This window comes from Pseudomonas sp. SDT291_1_S447 (assembly GCF_054070155.1).
This window is the reverse complement of record NZ_JBSVXS010000001.1, coordinates 19,601-37,873: the sequence shown is the minus strand read 5'-3', so window position 1 is coordinate 37,873 and position 18,273 is coordinate 19,601. Positions and strand designations below refer to the sequence as shown.

Genomic DNA, 18,273 nt, shown 5'->3' with positions numbered 1-18,273 from the left:
ATCGCTAGGTGGATATCTGCAGATGGGTTCGAAGAGGCACTCAATCGAATGCCTGCCACTGGCCGAAGAGCGACGGTCTAGCATCGACCGTCACTATGGGTGGTCAGACTGCCGTCTGCTCCGCCATTACTTGTCACTTGAGCAATTGCATCTGCTGGCGATAGTCATCCGTAACCTGCCGCGCTTGACTCGCACTGGTCACGACCCGTGGGGTGATCAGGACAATCAACTCGGTTCTATCGCGCGACTTTGACGTATTGCCGAACAGCCATTTCAGACCAGGAATTTTCGACAGACCCGGCACGCTGGAGGTGGACTCCGCATTGTCCTGCTTGATCAACCCGCCGAGCAGCACCGTCTGCCCGCTCTGCACAGCGATTTGCGTGGAGACCGAACGGGTCGAGATGCGCGGATTGGGTTGAGCGGTGGTAACTCCGCTGGTATCGGCATCGCTTACCTGTTGCTGGATGTCCATGTACACCAGGCCACCCGGATTGATTCGCGGAACCACATCAAGGATCACCCCCGTCTGCACATACTCCACGCTGCTCAAGGTCGTGTCGGAATTGCTCGTATTGACGGTCGTCTGGCTGATGGGAATATTGTCACCGACCTGAATCTGCGCTTGCTGGTTGTTCATCACCACCAGCGACGGCGCCGACAACACCTGCGTGCGACCGTTGGTTTCGAGTGCATGCAGTGCCACTTGCAGGTTATTGCTGACGAAGGAATAGAACAGCGAATCCGCTGCACCGAGCCCCGCCCCGCCAGCGCCAAGCGCGCCTTGGTTGCCGCTGGTGTTGGCGACGGTTGTGCTCGATGAATTGCCGGCCAGGTTGCCCAAATACCACTGCACACCGAGATCCAGTTCGCCGGTCAGTTTGACCTCAAGGATTCGCGTCTCGATCTGCACTTGCATGGGCAGGTTGTCCAACCGTTTGATAGCCGACTCGATCTCTTTCCACTGCGCCGGACGCGTGCGTACCAGCAACTGGTTGGTGCTCTTCTGCGCGGTGATGCGCACGCTTTGTTGCAGACTCTGCTCCGCCGCTTGACCGCCGGACTCTGCAGTGTCGGCGCTTTCGCTTTCGCCCAGTTCGCCGCCGGACGAATCGTCCTCGGCCTCCTCCTCTTCACCGCTCGATTGCGCACGATTGTTTTCTGCGCCCAGACCGGCAGATGCTTGCGACGTCGTGCCGGAAAGCCCATTACCGCTGCCATTGAGCGACGACAGTGAGGCGGTGCGCAAACCCGGCGCGACCTTGGCGGCAGCGTCTTCCTTGATCGCGCCGTTGCCGTAGATCTGGCGCAAGTACTTGGCCAGATCCGCGGCTTTCATATTGCGCACGTCGTAGACGTACATCTGCGGTTCGTTGCCGCCACCCTCGTCAATGGTCGCGATCCAGTCGCCGACTTCCTGCAGATACGCCGGTTGCGACGAGATGGCGACGATGGAGTTGGTGCGCTCGTTGGGCATGAACTTGACCATGCTCGCCAACGGAATGCCGCTGTCAGGCCCGAACAGCTTTTGCAGTTGCGGCATCAATTCGGCCACCGACGCCCGTTGCAGACCGTAGACGCCGATGGACATGCCCTTGAGCCAGTCGACGTCGAAGGTATCGATGGTGTCCTGATAGTTGGCCAACTCATCCGGGGTGCCGGCCAGACTCAGCACGTTGCGCGCCGGATCCACCAGCAGGAATGCGTTCTCCCGGGCAAACGGTTTGAGCAGCTTCTGCATTTCCGTGGCGGAGATAAAGCGCAGCGGAAACAGTCGCGCGGTGAGGCCGGTGGAAGGCCGGGCGACCGGCATTTCCGGTACCAGTTTGCCCGCGACCGCCTGATTCGACGGCAGGATGACGTAGCGGTCGCCCTGGCGGATCATCGCGTTTTCTGTCCAGGACAGCAGGGTTTCCAGAATCGACAAGGCTTGCTGCTTGTTCACCGGTTTCGAAGTGGAAAAGCTCACATTGCCTTTGACGCCTTGAGCGATGCTGTAATTTTCGTGCAGCAAGTCGCCCATGACGCTGTTGATCACCGCGTCGATTGGCTGGTCGGTGAAGTTGAAGACGATGTCCCCGCCTGGCTCGGCGCCGGCCTTCGCGCCGGCAGCAGGTGCCGCCGGACGCACGAAGTTCTGGCTGCCGCGAATGATCTGCCGACGCGCCGGTGTGGCGTTATCGGACGCTGACGCGCTTGGCGAATCGGCGGGCGCATCCACCACTGGCGCGCGTTGCGAGCCGGTACCGTTGAGTGCTTCCTGCATCAGGGCCGGGTCATTTTGCGTCGACGACGGCGTGGACGCGCAGCCAGCCAAGGCCACGGCGGTGGCCAGGCAAATCAACGGGCTGCGCAAACGAAGGATTTCAGGGAAGCAATTGTTCATGGTCTCGGTACGTTGGGAAGAGTGATAAGAGGCGCCGTTGATGGCGGCGGAAGACGTAGCACGGGCAGGCTCAGCTGGCGGGTCTGGCCCTGGTACATGAAAGTGGCTTGCAGTGGGCTGAGCGCAGTCAGGGTCCAGCCGTTATCCAGCGCTTTGCCGACTGCGAGCTTGAGTGTGCGTTTGTTGGCCAGGCGTAGCAGCGCCCACTGCGCCTGGCCATTGATGACCACACCGGTCAGCGCAACGCCTTGCAGCGCGGCCGTCTCGCCTTTACCACTGACGAGGTCGGGTTTGCGCTCGGGACTGAAAATCGATTGCTGCCAGCTCAGGTTCAAGTCTTGCGCGGTCAATGTCGGCAGCGGCTTTGGCGCGGCACTGGCCGGCAGATCACGTGGTTGACCGGCAGGCAGCCACTGTTCAGCTCGTCCCGCGCCAAGTAACAGCACCACAAAAACTGCGCCCAGCGCCGCGGCGATGGTGAGCAGGAGCAGATCCATACGACTGAACCTCATGCTCCGGGCTCCTTACCGTTGGCCGCTTGCAGATAACCGCGCAATAGCAGATTCACCTGCAAGCGCCCTGCACCTCCGCTGGCTGGCGCGGAGGTTTGACGACGGATGCTCACATGGTCGACAAACAGAAACGGCTGACCATATTCGAGATCGTGCAGCAGCCCGGTCAGCGGCTCCATGGCACATTCGAGAGTGAGGCTGACTTTGACCTGTCGATACGGCTCGGCGCTGTTTTGCTCCGGTGTGATCGGCATGCGCTGCGTGACCTGACACCCGGGCCCCTGATCGGCATGTGCCTTGACCAGATCGAGGCTGCGTTGCATCAGGTCGGCCGCCACGGCGCTGGGGTCGGTGCCGGGCAGCAAGCTGCTGCGGCTGGCCGGGTCGCGCCGGGCTTGTTGCAACTGCTGTTGCAGAGCTTCGCGTTGCTGTAGTGCGCCGGCGTAGCGCTGCTGTTGTTCGCGCAAGCTGTCGGCCTGGTTTTCGATCGCCATAAGAGGATCGAGAAACCAGCTCTGCACCAGCAGCCACCACGCCGCCCACACGGCCAGTGCCAGCACGATCAGCGCTGCGCCGCGCCTTTCGCGGGCGGTCAATTCACGTCGCATCGGCCGGCTCCTTGCGCAACTGCGCGTGCAATGAAAAACGCTCCTTGCCCGTCTGTTCGTCGGGCTGAATGATCCCTTGGAACTGCGCATCGCTCAGGGTCCGGCAGTCTTTGGCGCGAGCAATCAAGGCACTGGCCCGGGCGCTCTGACCGGTGATCGAGACGCCGCCGTCTTCGCTGATGTCCAGTTGCTCGACCCAGGTATCGGCGCCGAGGCAACCGGTGAGGTCCAGCAACACACTGGACACACTGGGCCGGGCGGTCTTGCGTTGCGCCAGATAGCGAGCGGCACCCTGGGTGTTGGCCAGTTCATGACGCAGGTTTTGCAGCGCCTGCACTTGTTCGCGTTGTTGATCGACGGCGTCCTGCATCGTTTCCATTCGCGCCGAGCGCGCGCCCAGCCACATCATCATGCACGCCAGCAACAGACCAACACAGCTCATTGCCAGATAACGCGGAAGGTGGTTACGACGGGCGCCCTGTTGTTTGTATTCGTCGGGCAGCAGATCGACGCCCAAGGGTTCGCCGTTGCTGCCCCGGCAATCGATGGCGTGAACGTGCAAGCCGCGGGCGTGGCAGTGATCAAGCACGGTTTGCAAACGCTCCCGCACAATCGCCACCAGCAGCACCCGCGCGATGCTTTTTCCACGGCCTTGCACGCGGGTGACAAAGTGCATGTCCTCGCGGGGAAACGGCGTGTACTTGTCCAGTTCGAACCCGACCACACTGCGCAAATCGCGCGTGGCCGCGACAGGCAGATCCAGCGGCTGGGCCAGAACCATCGCATAAGGCAACAGCAACACTACCCGGTCACCGCCAGCGTCAGGCAGTGCCTCCGGCAGAGGCCAAGTCAACAGACGCTCGCGGTTGTGCGGCAGCAAACCGCGCTGCATTCGCGCCGGCAGTGCGTTGCGCAGCTCGTGCAACCACGCCTGCCACAAACGCTGGGCAAGGCTGCCGCGCCAGTGGCTTTGCCAATGGCCGTTGACCTGGGCAAATCGCCGAGCCAGAGGCGGTGAGATCAATTGCTTCATTCTTGCCAGCGCAAGACCCGGTAAGGTCGTGCCCCCTCCTTCGATGGATTCAATAACAACGTGACGCGAAGCGTCGTGGTGTAACCACCGGGCAAGGTCGCCCGGCTTTTAACCGTGAAGATCGACCCGGCGGGTGTGACGCTCGGACGTGCTCGCGGCAGGTTCAATGCCTGTTGCAGCCAGGGCGTCGCAAATTGCGGATCCGGCGCCGGCAACCCGCTCCACAACGTCACGTAGGGTGCGGCTCGCTGGTAAATCGCCTGGGTCATGCCCGGCAGCTCGCGCAGTTCCTCGACCATTCGCAGTGGCGCCTGATCATCGGCGCGACGGCGCTCGACGCTTTGCGCCAATTGCCGCGCCTCCCCGGGAGGCGCGCCGCATGCCTGTAACAACCGCGCGATTAACTCCACAGGTGCAACGTTGAGATCCACCTGACCCTGCTCGCTGCGCAGGCTGACGGCCAGTTCGGCATCCTCGAAACGCAAGACGTGCACTTGGTTGTCCGCCAGCCAGCGCCGTTGCGGGTCGTGATCGAGTTGGGCCAGCACCGCCATGGCGATGCCCGCCTCGGCAGCCAGTTGCCCCTGTAGGTGCTGGCGCTGCCAAAGGGCCTGACGGTTCTGCAAATGCACCCAACCCACCAGCCCGGCGAGCAAGGTGCCGAGCAGTGCCAACACCCACAGCACCAGAAGCAGCGCGACGCCGCGCTGACGCTTCATGGCGCAGTGTTCTCGCCGGACAAATCCAGACGCAGGCGAACCACCTGCCTCGGCCATACAACTGCGCCGGCCAATTGCGCATCGATGCGCACCGCGCGCGGCAGCCGTCCGGGCCATGGCCAGCGATCCAGCCACTCAGTGGTTTTCCCCTCGGGCGACACACCCCGATAGCTCAGGTGTAGCGCTCTAACCTGCTGCAACAGCACTTGCGGTTCTCTCGCTGGCTGTAAGGTTTCGCCCTGCAAACGCTGAAGGCTGACCTGCAAACGCCCCTCTACGAGACTCACTTGGTGCCGATAGACACCTCCGCCCACCGTTGCCGGAAGCGGCGCGTAAAACCTCAGGCGGTCAGCGTCGCCCTGAAACATCGGCGATTGGCTTTCACCCGGTTTTCCCGCTGCCAATGGCAAGGCCTGGCCGATCGCGCTGCGCAAGAAATTCTGCGTCGAGCGCACTTCATCGAGGCGGTTGCTGTAGCGTTCGGCCTTGGTCATGGCCCGGTTGGCACCCGATATCGCTGCGCCGATCAATGTCAGCAAGACGCCGAGCAAACTGATCACCACCAGCACTTCCAGCAGGGTGAAACCGCGCTGATTACGCTTCATTGGCCAGCACCGCTGCCTGCACTGCGCACTTGCACGGTGCTGTAGCGGGCATGCCGAGCGCCATCGTCCACTTGCAGATCCAGCCGAAAAGCGTTGGCCGATCCATTAGCGGCGGGGATAGCGCTGACATCCATCTGCCAGCGCACGCCACTCCACTCGCCGTTGCTGCGCCCGGTTACCAAGGCACGATCACTGGCATCGTCAATCAGCGAGCGCGCCACCAGAATCAAACGATCGCTGCGTTGCACTTGCTGCAAGGCGCGAGCGCCGTTGCCGAACGCCACGACCAGAACGCTGCTGCACACCCCCAGCACAGCAAGGGCTGCAAGCATTTCCAGCAATGTGAAACCGCGCTGGCGGTTCAATTGAGCGTGCGCAACTGAACGCTGCCCGTCAGCCAATTGATGTCGATCCGCCAACGCTTGTCGTTGCGCGACAACAACAGGTGCCCGCCGCTGGAGCCGCCATCCGGATAAAACTCGAACGCCGCGCCGAGTCCTTCGGCGGTGACCAGTTGCACCTGCATGTCCTGCGGCAAGCTGTGCGGCTTATGGTCGGGGCCGTTGAAGCGCGCCTTGCGCAGATCGAAACGTGTCTGCGCCGGTTGGCCGCTGACGATGGCTTGCACCCGCGCAGCACGCAGTGACTGCACCAATTGCGTCAGCGCCTGGCGTTCCTTCGCCGATTGCAGGCCCTTGCCTACGCCGAAGCTGATCAAGCCGATGCTGACGCCGATCAAGACGATCACCACCAGCAGTTCGATCAAGGTGAAGCCGCGCGAGCGCTGCAAGGCGTGCACGGTTATTGCCAGTTGCCGAGGTCGGCCTTGTAGCCGTCCCCACCGGGCTGACCGTCCTGGCCATAAAAAATCAGATCGAAACTGCCGTGCTCACCGGGGTAGCGATAGCCGAACGCATGGCCGAACGGATCCTTGAGATCCGAAGGCTTGGCATACGGCCCAGCCCAGCCAACCGCGTTGGCCGGTTTGCTCAGCAACTGCTGCAAGTTGGCCGGCGGGCTGCCGACATCGAGGCCGTAGCTTTCGACCTTCATGCTCAGGCTGGACAATTGCGCCTTGCCGGCGCCGTACTTGCCTTTGTCGACGTTACCGCCAACCTGACGCACGACGATGGTTGCGACGATGCCGAGCAAGACGATCACGGCGAGCATTTCCAGCAGGGTGAAACCGCCTTGCCGACGGCGGCCGGCAGCGTTTGAACGGGGCATGTTTTTTCCTCAAATGTTACTGGTTAGGCTCATCAGCGGGAGCATGATGGCGAGCATGATCACCGCGACCAGCACGGCCATGACCACGGTCAGACTGGGCACCAGGGCCGCGAGCAAACGGTCGATGCCGCGTTTGGCCTCGACATCGAAAACTTCGGCGACCTTGAGCAGCATGGCGTCGAGATTGCCGGCCTGTTCGCCGACCTCGATCATCTGCAGGGCGAGTTCCGGCAGCAGCGGTTGTTCGCCGAAAGCCTGGGCCAGCGTGCCGCCGCCCTTGACCCGCTGGGTGGCCTGCTCGACCTGGGCCCGCAAGGCGTGATTGCCGCAGACCTCGCGGACGATGATCATTGCTTGCAACAGCGCCACGCCATTGCTCAACAAGGTCCCCAGCGTGCGCGCCAGCCGAGCGGCCTCGATACGCTGCAACAATGGGCCGATGACCTTGATGAACAACAGGCGATGGTCATGACGTTGGCGGCGTTGCGGATCACGGCGTGCGACAGCGATGCCCCACGCCGCCATCACCAGAGTTGCCAGCACCAGCTGGCCATAGGCGCTGAGGAATTCGCCGAGAACGAGGATAGTCTGGGTGATCAGCGGAATCGGCACGCCGAGATCACGAAAGATCGGCACGAATTGCGGCACCACATACGCCAGCAATAGCGCCAGCGAACCGAGTACGCCGACGATGAGAAAGGCTGGATAAATCAGCGCATTGATGACTTCGCCACGCAATGTCTGGCTGCGTTCCAGATAATCGGCAAGCTGACGCAGCGTGTGTTCCAGCGAACCGCCCGCTTCACCGGCGCGCACCATGCTGATGTACAAACCGGAGAACTGGCCGTGCTCTTCTTCCAGTGCCTGGCTCAACGGTTTACCGGCCTTGACCTGCTCACGCACCCGCTCCAGCAACGCTCGGCGCCGCAGATCGGTGGCCTGCTTGAGCAGAATGCCCAACGAGCGCTCCAGCGGTTGGCCCGCACCCAACAATGTCGCCAATTGCTGAGTGAAGCTGACCAGCGCGGCGCCATTCGTCGCGCCACGCCGTAAAGAACCCGTCAGGCGATCACCGGCGCAGGCTTCGAGGCTGAGTAACAACAAGCCGCGTTTTTGCAGCGCAGTGATGGCGCCCGCTTCATCGGCGGCTTCCAGACTGCCTTGGCGAGAAACGCCATCGGCGTCCAGTGCGCGGTACTTGAAATGGCTCATGTCAGTCGCCGCGCGTCACGCGCAGCACCTCGTCAAGGGAGGTGATGCCGGCCACCGCCTGACGCAAACCTTCTTCGTACAAGGTGCGCAAACCACCGCGCCGAGCGGCCTGTTCAAGGGTGGCGGCATCGGCCTGGCGCATCAGCAATGAGCGCAGTTCTTCGTTCATCACCAGCAGTTCGGTGATCGCGCTGCGCCCGTGATATCCGCCACCAGCCGCTGTGGTATCGGCGCGATAAAGCAAAATCGGTCGCTGTTCGGTGAACTGCTCCAGCCCGTGTTCGGTGATCATTTGCGGCGGTGCTTCGAATGCGATCCGTGTCTGCGGATCGAGGCGGCGTACCAGACGCTGGGCCAGAATGCCTTTGACCGTGGACGCAATCAGGTAGCTCTCGACGCCCATGTCCAGCAGCCGGGTGATACTCGCCGCCGCACTGTTGGTGTGCAGGGTCGAGAGCACAAGGTGGCCGGTCAACGAGCTCTGGATGGCGATGCGGCAGGTCTCGAGATCGCGCATTTCACCGATCATGATCACGTCCGGATCCTGACGCACGATGGAGCGCAGCGCATTGGCAAAGTCCAGGCCAATGGCCGGTTTGACCTGAATCTGGTTGATGCCTTCGAGCTGGTACTCGACCGGATCTTCGACGGTGATGATCTTGCGCTCGGCGGTGTTGAGCCGGGACAGCGCGGTGTACAGCGTGGTGGTTTTGCCGGAGCCGGTGGGACCGGTGACCAGCAAGATGCCGTGTGGGCTTTCGAGCACGTCGAGGAAGCTGTTCAGGCGTTCACCGTCCATGCCAAGGCTGGGGAAATCGAAGCTCACCGTGCGCCGATCAAGCAGGCGCATCACCACCGACTCGCCGAAACTGGTGGGCACGGTCGACACGCGCAAATCCAGCTCCTTGCCCTGAATGCGCAACATGATGCGACCGTCCTGAGGCAGGCGCCGCTCGGCGATGTCGAGCCGCGCCATGATTTTCAAACGCGAGATGATCGCGGCGGATGAACTCGACGGCGGCGCTTCGGCTTCATGCAGGACTCCGTCGATGCGATAGCGCACCTTGAGCTGGCTCTCGAAGGGTTCGATGTGAATGTCCGATGCGCGCTGTTCCACCGCGCACTGCAGAATCAGGTTGACCAGGCGAATCACCGGCGCCTCGGAGGCCAGATCCTTGAGGTGTTCGATGTCGTCTTCGGCACCCTCGTTTTCGTCCAGCGATTCGATCAACGCGTCCATGGCGCTGCGGCCCTGACCGTAGAGACGTTCGATCAGCGTGCTGACATCAGCGGCTGTCGCCAGCCGCAACGACACACTTTTGCTCGCGCAGTAGCTCATGGCATCCAGGGCATATTGGCTGAGCGGCGGACTGGCGACCACCGTCACCGTTGCCGCATCCGCCGCCACCGCAACAACACCGTGATGACGCAAGAAACGCTCGCTGCCGATCAACAATGGCTCGATGTCCCAAGAGGCTTCATCGAGTTGCAGACGAGGGACGCCAAGCAACGTCGCGTAAGCCTCGACCGCCTGATCATCACGGACACTGCCCAGCCGCAGCAGATTGCGCAGCACCTCTTCTTCGCTATCGCTTTCAGCCAGGCACAGTTTGCGCGCGCGATTGACGTCGGAAGCCTTGACCTCGGCATTGTCGACCAACCATTGGCATATTACGGACTGCGAAGGAAGTTGCATCACACTGTACGTTTCTCTTGGGCGCAAGCAACTAACGAAAGAAATAGCCAAGTTCTTGAACACACTTGGTCAAATCGATCGATCATTAACTTATCTGTTATTGGCGCATTGCCAAAAAGGCTGCTGACAGATTGCACGGGATTAGTCGGCTGATATTTCAACCCATAAAAGACGTGTGCAACAGGCTGAAAATTGACTGCCGGGAAAGCTTATCAGAGCACTAAACCTAATTACAACTAGGTTTATGGCTTGGTTTTTTGTTGCTCATTAATCGAATAAAAAGATGCTTTAACGCTTTAAGCTGCCTTTTTTCGCCATAAAATCAATGAACAGTCGCAATACCGCGCAATCGATAGTAAAAACCTATCAATTTGCCAGCATCAAAAACAACCTCCGAACGTCGCTTTTTCCTCGCATCACTTCCAAACTGGAAAAATAGTTTTGCGAGTATTGAACTTTCATGTGCATGCTTCGGACTTATGTGCGATTTCAAGACTACAAGTCTGCAGTCGTGCATTAACGCTTCCTTCACCAATCGAGAACTGATCGATGCTTCGAATCATGTCGCCCGTTATGGGCGCAGTACTTTTGTGCGCGCAAAGTTTGCCCGTTATGGCAGCGGATTATTCCTCTTCGTCGAACGGCGGTAACGCGGATCAACAGCTTCGTGAACAGATCGAGGCCAAACGCGACCAACTGACCGGCGCCGCCAACCTCGCCCCTGCCACGCAAAACGGCGTTGGCACCCTGCTCGATGCCCCCGTGGAAACCGATGACGCTCCCGCGCAGGTCCAGCAACCATGAACCCGACCAACGCCAACAGGACTTTTGCCTTGTCAGCCTTCAAACACACCCTTGGCTTGAGCGTGCTGACCTTCAGTATCGTCCAGGCCAATCTCGCGCTCGCCGCCGTCACACCCGCTACCGGCAATGAAGTCGAAGCCCGCGTCAGTTCGATCCTCGACAACATGAACCTGTCCGAGAAGATCAACTTCACCCGCGTCAACGACGGCCACATGATCCCTTCCCTGCTCAAGTGGGGCATCAAGGGCACCACGGCGTACGACTCGTCGATGGGTGTGCACGTCAATAACGCCACCTTCGGCGCGCAATACCCGTCGCAGTCGGCACTCGCCGCGACCTGGAGCATCAACCGCGCCAAGGAGTTCGGCCTGGCAATCGCCTATGAAACGAAGATCTCCGGTGGTCAGCAGATGTTGTCCCCGGGCGTGAATCTCTATCGCACGCCTTACAACGGTCGCTCGGCGGAGTACGTCAGTGGCGAGGATCCGTTCCTCGGCGCAGTACTCGCGCCGGCGATTGTCAACGCGATCCAGGCCCAAGGCATCCAGGCCAGCGGCAAGCACTACTTGGCCAACGAGCAGGAAGCCAACCGTCAGGCGGTGAACATCGTCGCCGACGAACGTACCCTGCGCGAGATGTACCTGCCGGGCTTCGAGTCGATGGTCAAGAACGCCAACGTCGCCTCGATCATGTGCGGATTCAACAAGGTCAACGGCGACTACGCCTGCGAAAACCATCACCTGATCACCGAGGTGCTCAAGGGTGAATGGGGCTATCAGGGCACCGTGATCAGCGATTTCAACGCCATTCACAATGCGTTCAAAGGCGCGTGGGCAGGCACCGACATCGACATGCCGTCGGGCCTGCAATTCACCGAAGCCAACCTGATGCCGTACGTCTGGAGCGGGCAACTGACCCAGAACGTCATCGACGACAAGGTCAAACGCAACCTGCGTGCCGTGGTCAGCTACGACTTCCAGGAAAACCTCAACACCGCCAAGACCCTCGACCATCCCGAGTACGGTGCACGCGCTGCGTTGAACACCGCGCGTGAGGCGATCGTCCTGCTGCGCAACGAGAAAACCAGCGCCGGTACACCACTGCTGCCGCTGGCGAAAACCGCCAAAATCGCCGTTATCGGTGATTGGGCCAACCAGGCGCCGGCCTCGCCGTTCGGTACCGCCAACTCGCCGCCGAACAGCTACGTGACTGAACTGAGCGGTCTGCAGCAACTGGCATCGAGCAGCTCGAACGTCACGTATCTGTCCGAGATGAGTCTGAATCCGAAGAGCTCTGTGTGGTATCAGCCGTCTACCGGCAACAGCGACATCAGCAACTCCGGGGTCAAGGCCGAGTACTTCGCCAACACCAGTTTTTCCGGCACCCCGGCGCAGACCCGTGTCGAGCCAGGCGTGAATTTCAACTGGACCACCAGCACCAACGAAACCAATACCGGCACCACCACGGTTTCGGGTTTCAGTCCGAGCGCCGGCAACTTCTCGGCGCGCTTCACCGCGAAGATCAAGCCGCTGATTTCCGGTCCACAGGTCTTCAAGATTCGCGCGGACGGTCCATACAAGCTGTGGGTCAACGATGAGCTCGTGGTGCAGAGCGATGGCGTTCCGTACTCCGCCGACGTGGTCAATGCACTGACGACCTCGGGCAAGACCGCCAACCTGGTCGCTGGCAAGCCATACACCGTCAAGCTCGAATACCAGCGCGTGCAGGGCAACTTCACCCCGGCACTGGGCGGGCTTGCCGGCGTGCAAATGAGCTGGGCGTCGCTGCGTCCACCACAGGACTTGTCGAAGTACGATGCCGTTGTGGTGGCTGCGGGCACCAACTATGAGAACGAAGGCGAAGGCTCCGACCACGGTTATGAACTGCCGGATCAACAGGCGGAACTGATCAAGCACGTGGCCAAGGCCAACCCCAACACCATCGTCGTGATGCACGGTGGCGGTGTCGCGGATATGCAGCCATGGGCGAAGAAAGTCGGCGCGACCCTGCAAGCCTGGTTCCCGGGTCAGCAAGGTGGCCAGGCCCTGGCCGAGATCCTCTACGGCAAGGTCAACCCGTCGGGCAAACTGCCGGTGACCATCGACAAGAAGATCGAGGATAACCCGAGCTACGCGTCCTACCCGGATCCGGCCGCTTATCGCGGCGACAATGCCCTGACCGAGCTGACCTACAGCGAAGGCCTGTACCTGGGCTATCGCGGCTACGACAAGAAACACAGCAAGCCGCTCTACCCGTTCGGTTACGGTCTGTCCTACACCACGTTCGGCTACAGCGATCTGAAGTTGTCCAGCAACGTGATGACGCCGGGCGCCACGGTTGACGTGAAGTTCACCGTGACCAACAAGGGCGACAAGGCCGGTTTCGAAGTGGCGCAGCTGTATGTGCAACCGGTGAACCCGGCAGTCGACCGCCCGGAGAAAGAACTGAAGGGCTTTACCAAGGTGTACCTGCAGCCTGGCGAGAGCAAGACTGTTAGCATCCCGCTCGACTCGCGCTCATTGGCTTACTACGTGGATAACACCGCCAGTTGGAACGTCGATGCCGGTAAGTTCAAGATCCGCGTCGGCACCGACTCAGAGGATCTGGCCCTGAGCCAGACGCTGATCACGCTGTACCCGGAGCAATTGACCACCCGCGACAGCAACCCGCTGCCAGTGCCCCTGCGCAAAGCCGTGCAAGTATCGGCTTCGCAAACGTACTGACCGTTACATGAGGCTCAGGGATGAGCCTTTTGTTGGGTTTTGAGATCGGCGGCCAGACGGCGCAGATAGCCGTCAAAAACGTTCAACACGTCCACTTCGGCCCGTCCTCTCAGCCATTGAATCTGCAGCCCGTCCATCATCGAGAAAATCTCTTGGGCGAGCGCTTTCACGTCCACGTCCTGGCGAATCTCCCCTGCTTCCTGCAATGACCCCAGGTGCGCCTGGGCATGCCCATGAACCATGTCGAACTTGTCCTTGTACCAGGGAAAGGCCGGATGTTTTTCCGACAGACTTTCGGTGTTGATCATCACCGAGGCCTGGCACTCGCCCGCATCCTCGACGCTGAAACTCATGCTCAAGCGCAGAAACTGCAAAAACCCTTCCAGCGTCGGCGCGGTGGCCAGATCACCGAACCGGGCGATCACCCTTTCATCGCGACGATCAAGCAGCGCTCGCAGCAGCGCTACCTTGTTGGGAAAATGATGGAGCAAGCCGACCGTGGTGATACCGGCGATATCGGCGACATCACGCATCGAAGCGCCCAGATAACCATCCCGCGCAAAGACTTCGGTGGCTGCATCGAGCAGCGCCATGCGGCGCATTTCGCCCTTTGGCGCGCGTCGACGCTTGGGGCTCTGCGCATCCGCCGATTCGTTTTGAGTATCCATGACTGCCATAAAATTCCGTTGAAAGTGTGCCCGCCGTCAGGGCCTGCCCGACGGCGGCGAATGTGCTCGTTCAGTGCTGATGCAACGCCTGCTCGCGTCGGGCAAAGAAGCGTCGCGAGACAACCGACGCGGTGACGATCGCGGCGAGGGCCACCAGTGCATTGCCTGTCCACATGCCGATCACGGCGCCGCTGCCGCCAAAAAAGCGGACGCCGACGTACACGAACGGCAGTGTTCCCAGAGTGCCGCGAACCCAGCCGAACACCGGCACCCACCAGGCGCGATTCATTGTCAGGAACATCGACTGTGCGACGAAATCCAGACCAAACACAATCCACAACCCGGCGCCGACCTGACAGAACGCCATGAACAGCGCACGCCCCGCGTCCACCAGATGAAAATGGTCGGCGATCCACGGCCCCGCCAATGCCAGGCAAAGCCACAGCGCCATACCATAAAGGACGACGCAGCGGCGGGTAAAGACCACAATCGCCTTGACCCGGTCATCGCGCCCCGCCCCCAGGTTCTGCGCAATCACCGGCACCAGTGCGCCCGGCAAAGCGAAAAAAACACAGTAGCCAAACTGCAGGATGCGATCGACTACTGCCATCCCGGCCAGCGCCGACGAACCCACGCCCGCCATTACTACCATCAGGTAGGTAATGCCCACGGGCATCGCCAGATTGCCGAGCATCGCCGGAAGTGCCACACGCAAGGTGCGCCCGGTGTGCAGCGCCAATAACCGTAAATGGATCTGCATCGACATACCGATGTGACGCTTGACCCACACCAGTCCGAGAATGAGCGCCGCTGTCGCAGAGACAAGGCAGGACACAGCGGCACCTTCAAGCCCCATGTCAAAGCCGAAAATGAACAACGGATCGGCCACCGCCAACGTCCCCGCCCCCGTCAGCAACACGACGAGCGCCCGCTTGACCTGCCCCTGGGCGCGAAGCATTTGCACGCACATCTGTGTCGCGGCGATCAGAATGCTGGACGGCACCACCGTCCACAGGTATAGCCGTGCATTCTGGTAAACCGCCAGATCCCCGCCGAGCCAGCGTGCCAGTGACTGCGCGAACAGAGCCTCCAGCAGCACGATCATGCCCGCCAACACCAATGCCATGATCAGCATATGGCTGGTGAGTCGGCTCAGCGCCCTGGACGCATGCCGACCGATACGCTCGGAAAGCAATGCGCCGGCACCGATCACCAGTCCGGAGGAAAAAGCGCTGTTGATGAACATCAAGGTCTTGCCCAGCCCGACGGCCGCCAGCAAGCTTTGGTCGTCGAGCATCGACACGTACATCAGCGTCAGGATGTCGACAAGGAAAACCGCAAGCAAACCCAGTGCGCTGGTGCCTGCCATACTCAACACATGTCTGCCGACGGGCCCCTCCGTGAACCTGGCATGGTAAGTGGTCATGTTGATGTTCGAATGTTCCAGGTGGGGCGCGGTGGCCCGGATGATACGGAGGGTAGTCGGCGTATGCCAGAAGATGTCCCGCCGACAGATGAAGTGCAGGTTGCCCCGGGTCACTCGCTGACACCTCTATAACATCCGCTCCAGCCCGATCGTACTGCTCAGCCACGCATTGAAGTGCCGCCACCAACTCCCCGGTTCCTTGGTCAACGTATGCCGCTTGCCGTCATCCTCGGTGACCCAGACCATTTGATTCTCTTCCAGCACGGTGTGGTAACTGAACGCCGGGGCCATACCTTCCAGGGCCAGCTCACGCACCCGTCCGGCGAGTTGCGGATCATCGACCAGCACCCCGACTTCGGTGTTCCACAAGAGTGAGCGCGAGTCGAAATTGAACGAGCCGAGGAATGCTTTCTGCTGGTCGAAAATCATCGCCTTGCTGTGCAGGCTGGAGTCGGAACTGTTGGAAGATCCGCTGTGAAACAGGCGCGGCCCACCGCCTCTGTCGTCGCTGTCACCATTGTCGCCGGATTGGCGCCGTAGCTCGAACAACTGCACGCCATGCTCCAGCAAGGTTTGCCGATACGGGGCGTACGCACCGTGTGCGGCGGGCACATCAGTGGCCTCCAGTGAGTTGGTCAGCAAGCTGATCGACACGCCGGCGTCGGCACGCTCGGTCAAGTACACCACCCCCGGCTGACCGGGCACCATGTAGGCTGACACCATGATCAGCTCCTTGCTGACCCCGTTGAGTTCAGGCGCCAACTGGGTGGCCAACAGCAAGTTCGGGGCGGGTTCGCCTTTCGCCAAGACCTTGCTCGGTGCATCCCACAGCGCTTTGCTCCAGGCCCAGATCAACTCCTGACGCCAGACATGCAGGCGTGGGTGCGTGGTGTAGGTCATCAGTTGCTGGTAAAGCGCATGATTCTGCTTGCGCGTTTCCTCCAGGGATTCATCCAGCCGGGTGCGGCTGTTTTTCAGGTCCGTGAGCGACGGTTTGATCGAGAGAAACTGCTCGATGGGCTTGCTCAGCGCACTGTTCCAATACTGGTCAAAACTGTGCCCCAGATGCTCCGCAACCGGACCAACACTGAGCATGTCGATGTCTCTGAAGTTCTTGTCGGGCTGCGCATCAAAATACTCGTCGCCCAAATTGCGCCCACCGACAATTGCCACGCAGTTGTCCACCACCCACAGTTTGTTGTGCATGCGTCGATGTTGCTGCGACAGGTCGAACAGCCGGCCCATCGTCCGCGTCACAACGGTGCTGCGGCCCAGGTGCAGCGGGTTGAATACGCGGACTTGAATCCGCGGATGCGCAGCCAGCGTCGCGATAATCCGGTCGAGGTCATCGCTAGTGGTGTCATCCAGCAAAATCCTCACGCGCACGCCACGGTCGGCGGCGTCCAGCAGTTCGCTCACCAGTATTCGCGTGCTGATGCCGTCGTGAACGATGTAGTACTGCAAGTCGAGGCTGCTTTGCGCGTTGCGAATCAGCTCGGCGCGGGCCGAGAACGCCTCGGCACTCTCGGATAACAAACGAAAGCCCGATCGGCCCTGATAAGGAGCGGCCTGGGCCTGGATAGAACGACCGAACGCTGAACCGCTCGCTGGCAAGGCCTGACTGGGCTCGTGAGGAACATTGACGGTCGTACAACCGGTAAAGAGCAAGGCAAGCAACAGAAAAATAAACAGCGGCTGTCGGATTTTCACGGAGCGTACTCCGATGGTGACAATCAGGGATGCCGGATCCCGAAGAACGGCCTGTTGGTTCCCTCCATCACTCTGGTCGTCTCGACCTTGCGCACTGTTTCTTCGATTTGCGGGGTTGTTTCTGGAGCGTAGTCCATCCACTGACAATGGCGGGAGCTGCCAAGGTGGGAAAACAGTGTGTCGAGCACAAGCTGGAAGAAAAAAACACAACTGGCAAAGCTGATAAAAATGACACCGCGACTCATTTTCGTATCCACTACGATTTTACTGAGAGAGGCTGGCGGCTCGTGGCACCCTATCTTCCCGTCACAAGCACTGCAATCGGTCGCGTTTGCGTTGTCGGCCGATAGAATTATTTACGGAAAAATGTATAGCCAATGATGTAAGAGCCAAGTTCATTAGTGTGCGCAGTCACCCACACAGCATATATACCGCGACCAATTCGCTCATCCAGCTCTTTTTTGTTTGTGCAGAGTTCAATCCTCCGATGGGTGTTCGGATCGTTGATCCATAGACCTGCCTCGCAGTATTTGGACGGCCCACGATAGGTAACCTCATACTCAGACTCATAACTAACAACTTCACCAGGCAACAGGTAGACGCTGACATCATAAATGTTTAAAGAGCAAATCAAGCCCACGCTAAAACCGCCCAAGAACGACTCTATAGCGCTTTTTGTCGCTTTGCCGGCGCGGATTGCCAGCCCCGTAAAAACAACCCCAAAAAGAGTACCAATCAGCAGGTATGTCGTTAACTCGGGGATTTCCGGCATTAAAATGGTTCGTGCTGAAATGCCAACGGTCCAGAACAAATAACTAATCCACGCCCCCGTAAGCAAAAACACAATAGCTGCAACAGCTCGTTTCTTTAGTTTTTTCTTTGTTGAGCACGTCGTTGTTTCTTGCATGCTGTTTTCACTAATTACTTGGCTGGTTAGTTAAACG

At 60.1% G+C, this 18,273-nt stretch carries 18 protein-coding genes; 2 read left to right on the top strand and 16 right to left on the bottom strand.

The genetic code is table 11. The features are described from left to right. Positions 1-133: 133 nt before the first annotated feature. From gspD to gspE, 11 genes are read right to left on the bottom strand one after another with little or no spacing between them, the layout of a single operon-like run. A complete protein-coding gene (gene gspD, locus ACW9IR_RS00170; protein WP_457461016.1) occupies positions 134-2,386 on the bottom strand; it encodes a type II secretion system secretin GspD in 2,253 nt (750 codons plus the stop codon). Further along, a complete protein-coding gene (locus ACW9IR_RS00165) occupies positions 2,383-2,898 on the bottom strand; it encodes a hypothetical protein (RefSeq protein WP_457461014.1) in 516 nt (171 codons plus the stop codon). Before ACW9IR_RS00165 ends, gspD begins: the two co-directional genes overlap by 4 nt. Beyond that, the gene (gspM, locus tag ACW9IR_RS00160) at positions 2,895-3,506 is read right to left on the bottom strand and encodes a type II secretion system protein GspM (protein ID WP_457461012.1); all 612 of its coding nucleotides are present in this window, start codon (positions 3,504-3,506) and stop codon (positions 2,895-2,897) included. The genes ACW9IR_RS00165 and gspM overlap by 4 nt, the downstream gene beginning before the upstream one ends. Next, positions 3,496-4,539: a type II secretion system protein GspL gene (locus ACW9IR_RS00155; RefSeq protein WP_457461010.1), complete on the bottom strand. Its 1,044-nt coding sequence runs from the start codon at positions 4,537-4,539 to the stop codon at positions 3,496-3,498. Before ACW9IR_RS00155 ends, gspM begins: the two co-directional genes overlap by 11 nt. Then, positions 4,536-5,258, bottom strand: coding sequence for a type II secretion system minor pseudopilin GspK (locus ACW9IR_RS00150; protein WP_457461008.1), 723 nt, complete (start codon positions 5,256-5,258; stop codon positions 4,536-4,538). Before ACW9IR_RS00150 ends, ACW9IR_RS00155 begins: the two co-directional genes overlap by 4 nt. Beyond that, positions 5,255-5,863, bottom strand: a complete 609-nt coding sequence (locus tag ACW9IR_RS00145) for a prepilin-type N-terminal cleavage/methylation domain-containing protein (RefSeq protein WP_457461006.1) — start codon at positions 5,861-5,863, stop codon at positions 5,255-5,257. The genes ACW9IR_RS00150 and ACW9IR_RS00145 overlap by 4 nt, the downstream gene beginning before the upstream one ends. Further along, positions 5,860-6,228, bottom strand: coding sequence for a type II secretion system protein (locus ACW9IR_RS00140; RefSeq protein WP_457461004.1), 369 nt, complete (start codon positions 6,226-6,228; stop codon positions 5,860-5,862). Before ACW9IR_RS00140 ends, ACW9IR_RS00145 begins: the two co-directional genes overlap by 4 nt. After that, positions 6,225-6,662 carry a pilus assembly FimT family protein gene (locus ACW9IR_RS00135; RefSeq protein WP_457461002.1) on the bottom strand — a complete coding sequence of 146 codons (438 nt, stop codon included), beginning with the start codon at positions 6,660-6,662 and terminating at the stop codon, positions 6,225-6,227. Before ACW9IR_RS00135 ends, ACW9IR_RS00140 begins: the two co-directional genes overlap by 4 nt. 2 nt (positions 6,663-6,664) lie before the next feature. Next, positions 6,665-7,090 carry a type II secretion system major pseudopilin GspG gene (gene gspG, locus ACW9IR_RS00130; RefSeq protein ID WP_110718299.1) on the bottom strand — a complete coding sequence of 142 codons (426 nt, stop codon included), beginning with the start codon at positions 7,088-7,090 and terminating at the stop codon, positions 6,665-6,667. A gap of 9 nt (positions 7,091-7,099) precedes the next feature. Further along, positions 7,100-8,302: a type II secretion system inner membrane protein GspF gene (gspF, locus tag ACW9IR_RS00125; protein WP_457461000.1), complete on the bottom strand. Its 1,203-nt coding sequence runs from the start codon at positions 8,300-8,302 to the stop codon at positions 7,100-7,102. 1 nt (position 8,303) lies between these two features. Beyond that, a complete protein-coding gene (gspE, locus tag ACW9IR_RS00120) occupies positions 8,304-9,998 on the bottom strand; it encodes a type II secretion system ATPase GspE (protein ID WP_457460998.1) in 1,695 nt (564 codons plus the stop codon). Between the two features lie 561 nt (positions 9,999-10,559). Here gspE and ACW9IR_RS00115 point away from each other — a divergent pair. After that, on the top strand, positions 10,560-10,802 hold the full coding sequence (locus tag ACW9IR_RS00115; RefSeq protein ID WP_180988089.1) for a hypothetical protein: 243 nt from the start codon (positions 10,560-10,562) through the stop codon (positions 10,800-10,802). After that, entirely contained in the window at positions 10,799-13,525 is a 2,727-nt protein-coding gene (locus ACW9IR_RS00110; RefSeq protein ID WP_457460996.1) for a glycoside hydrolase family 3 protein, read from the top strand. The genes ACW9IR_RS00115 and ACW9IR_RS00110 overlap by 4 nt, the downstream gene beginning before the upstream one ends. 14 nt (positions 13,526-13,539) lie before the next feature. On the opposite strand, the gene ACW9IR_RS00105 is transcribed toward ACW9IR_RS00110, so the two are convergent. From ACW9IR_RS00105 to ACW9IR_RS00085, 5 genes are all read right to left on the bottom strand, one after another. Continuing rightward, on the bottom strand, positions 13,540-14,202 hold the full coding sequence (locus ACW9IR_RS00105; protein ID WP_457460994.1) for a TetR/AcrR family transcriptional regulator: 663 nt from the start codon (positions 14,200-14,202) through the stop codon (positions 13,540-13,542). A 61-nt stretch (positions 14,203-14,263) separates the two neighbouring features. Further along, positions 14,264-15,619 carry an MATE family efflux transporter gene (locus ACW9IR_RS00100; RefSeq protein ID WP_457460992.1) on the bottom strand — a complete coding sequence of 452 codons (1,356 nt, stop codon included), beginning with the start codon at positions 15,617-15,619 and terminating at the stop codon, positions 14,264-14,266. Between the two features lie 126 nt (positions 15,620-15,745). Beyond that, entirely contained in the window at positions 15,746-17,329 is a 1,584-nt protein-coding gene (locus ACW9IR_RS00095; RefSeq protein ID WP_457460990.1) for a phospholipase D family protein, read from the bottom strand. A gap of 23 nt (positions 17,330-17,352) precedes the next feature. Beyond that, positions 17,353-17,574 (bottom strand): hypothetical protein, encoded by a 222-nt coding sequence (locus ACW9IR_RS00090; protein WP_457460988.1) that lies wholly within the window; start codon positions 17,572-17,574, stop codon positions 17,353-17,355. A gap of 107 nt (positions 17,575-17,681) precedes the next feature. Then, entirely contained in the window at positions 17,682-18,236 is a 555-nt protein-coding gene (locus tag ACW9IR_RS00085; protein WP_102899704.1) for a hypothetical protein, read from the bottom strand. Positions 18,237-18,273: the final 37 nt, after the last annotated feature.

What these genes read in the sequence shown, in the direction of transcription:
- gspD (WP_457461016.1), bottom strand. Translation starts at nt 2,386, where the DNA reads ATGAACAATTGCTTCCCTGAAATCCTTCGTTTGCGCAGCCCGTTGATT.
- ACW9IR_RS00165 (WP_457461014.1), bottom strand. Translation starts at nt 2,898, where the DNA reads ATGAGGTTCAGTCGTATGGATCTGCTCCTGCTCACCATCGCCGCGGCG.
- gspM (WP_457461012.1), bottom strand. Translation starts at nt 3,506, where the DNA reads ATGCGACGTGAATTGACCGCCCGCGAAAGGCGCGGCGCAGCGCTGATC.
- ACW9IR_RS00155 (WP_457461010.1), bottom strand. Translation starts at nt 4,539, where the DNA reads ATGAAGCAATTGATCTCACCGCCTCTGGCTCGGCGATTTGCCCAGGTC.
- ACW9IR_RS00150 (WP_457461008.1), bottom strand. Translation starts at nt 5,258, where the DNA reads ATGAAGCGTCAGCGCGGCGTCGCGCTGCTTCTGGTGCTGTGGGTGTTG.
- ACW9IR_RS00145 (WP_457461006.1), bottom strand. Translation starts at nt 5,863, where the DNA reads ATGAAGCGTAATCAGCGCGGTTTCACCCTGCTGGAAGTGCTGGTGGTG.
- gspG (WP_110718299.1), bottom strand. Translation starts at nt 7,090, where the DNA reads ATGCCCCGTTCAAACGCTGCCGGCCGCCGTCGGCAAGGCGGTTTCACC.
- gspF (WP_457461000.1), bottom strand. Translation starts at nt 8,302, where the DNA reads ATGAGCCATTTCAAGTACCGCGCACTGGACGCCGATGGCGTTTCTCGC.
- gspE (WP_457460998.1), bottom strand. Translation starts at nt 9,998, where the DNA reads ATGCAACTTCCTTCGCAGTCCGTAATATGCCAATGGTTGGTCGACAAT.
- ACW9IR_RS00115 (WP_180988089.1), top strand. Translation starts at nt 10,560, where the DNA reads ATGTCGCCCGTTATGGGCGCAGTACTTTTGTGCGCGCAAAGTTTGCCC.
- ACW9IR_RS00110 (WP_457460996.1), top strand. Translation starts at nt 10,799, where the DNA reads ATGAACCCGACCAACGCCAACAGGACTTTTGCCTTGTCAGCCTTCAAA.
- ACW9IR_RS00105 (WP_457460994.1), bottom strand. Translation starts at nt 14,202, where the DNA reads ATGGCAGTCATGGATACTCAAAACGAATCGGCGGATGCGCAGAGCCCC.
- ACW9IR_RS00100 (WP_457460992.1), bottom strand. Translation starts at nt 15,619, where the DNA reads ATGACCACTTACCATGCCAGGTTCACGGAGGGGCCCGTCGGCAGACAT.
- ACW9IR_RS00090 (WP_457460988.1), bottom strand. Translation starts at nt 17,574, where the DNA reads ATGAGTCGCGGTGTCATTTTTATCAGCTTTGCCAGTTGTGTTTTTTTC.
- ACW9IR_RS00085 (WP_102899704.1), bottom strand. Translation starts at nt 18,236, where the DNA reads ATGCAAGAAACAACGACGTGCTCAACAAAGAAAAAACTAAAGAAACGA.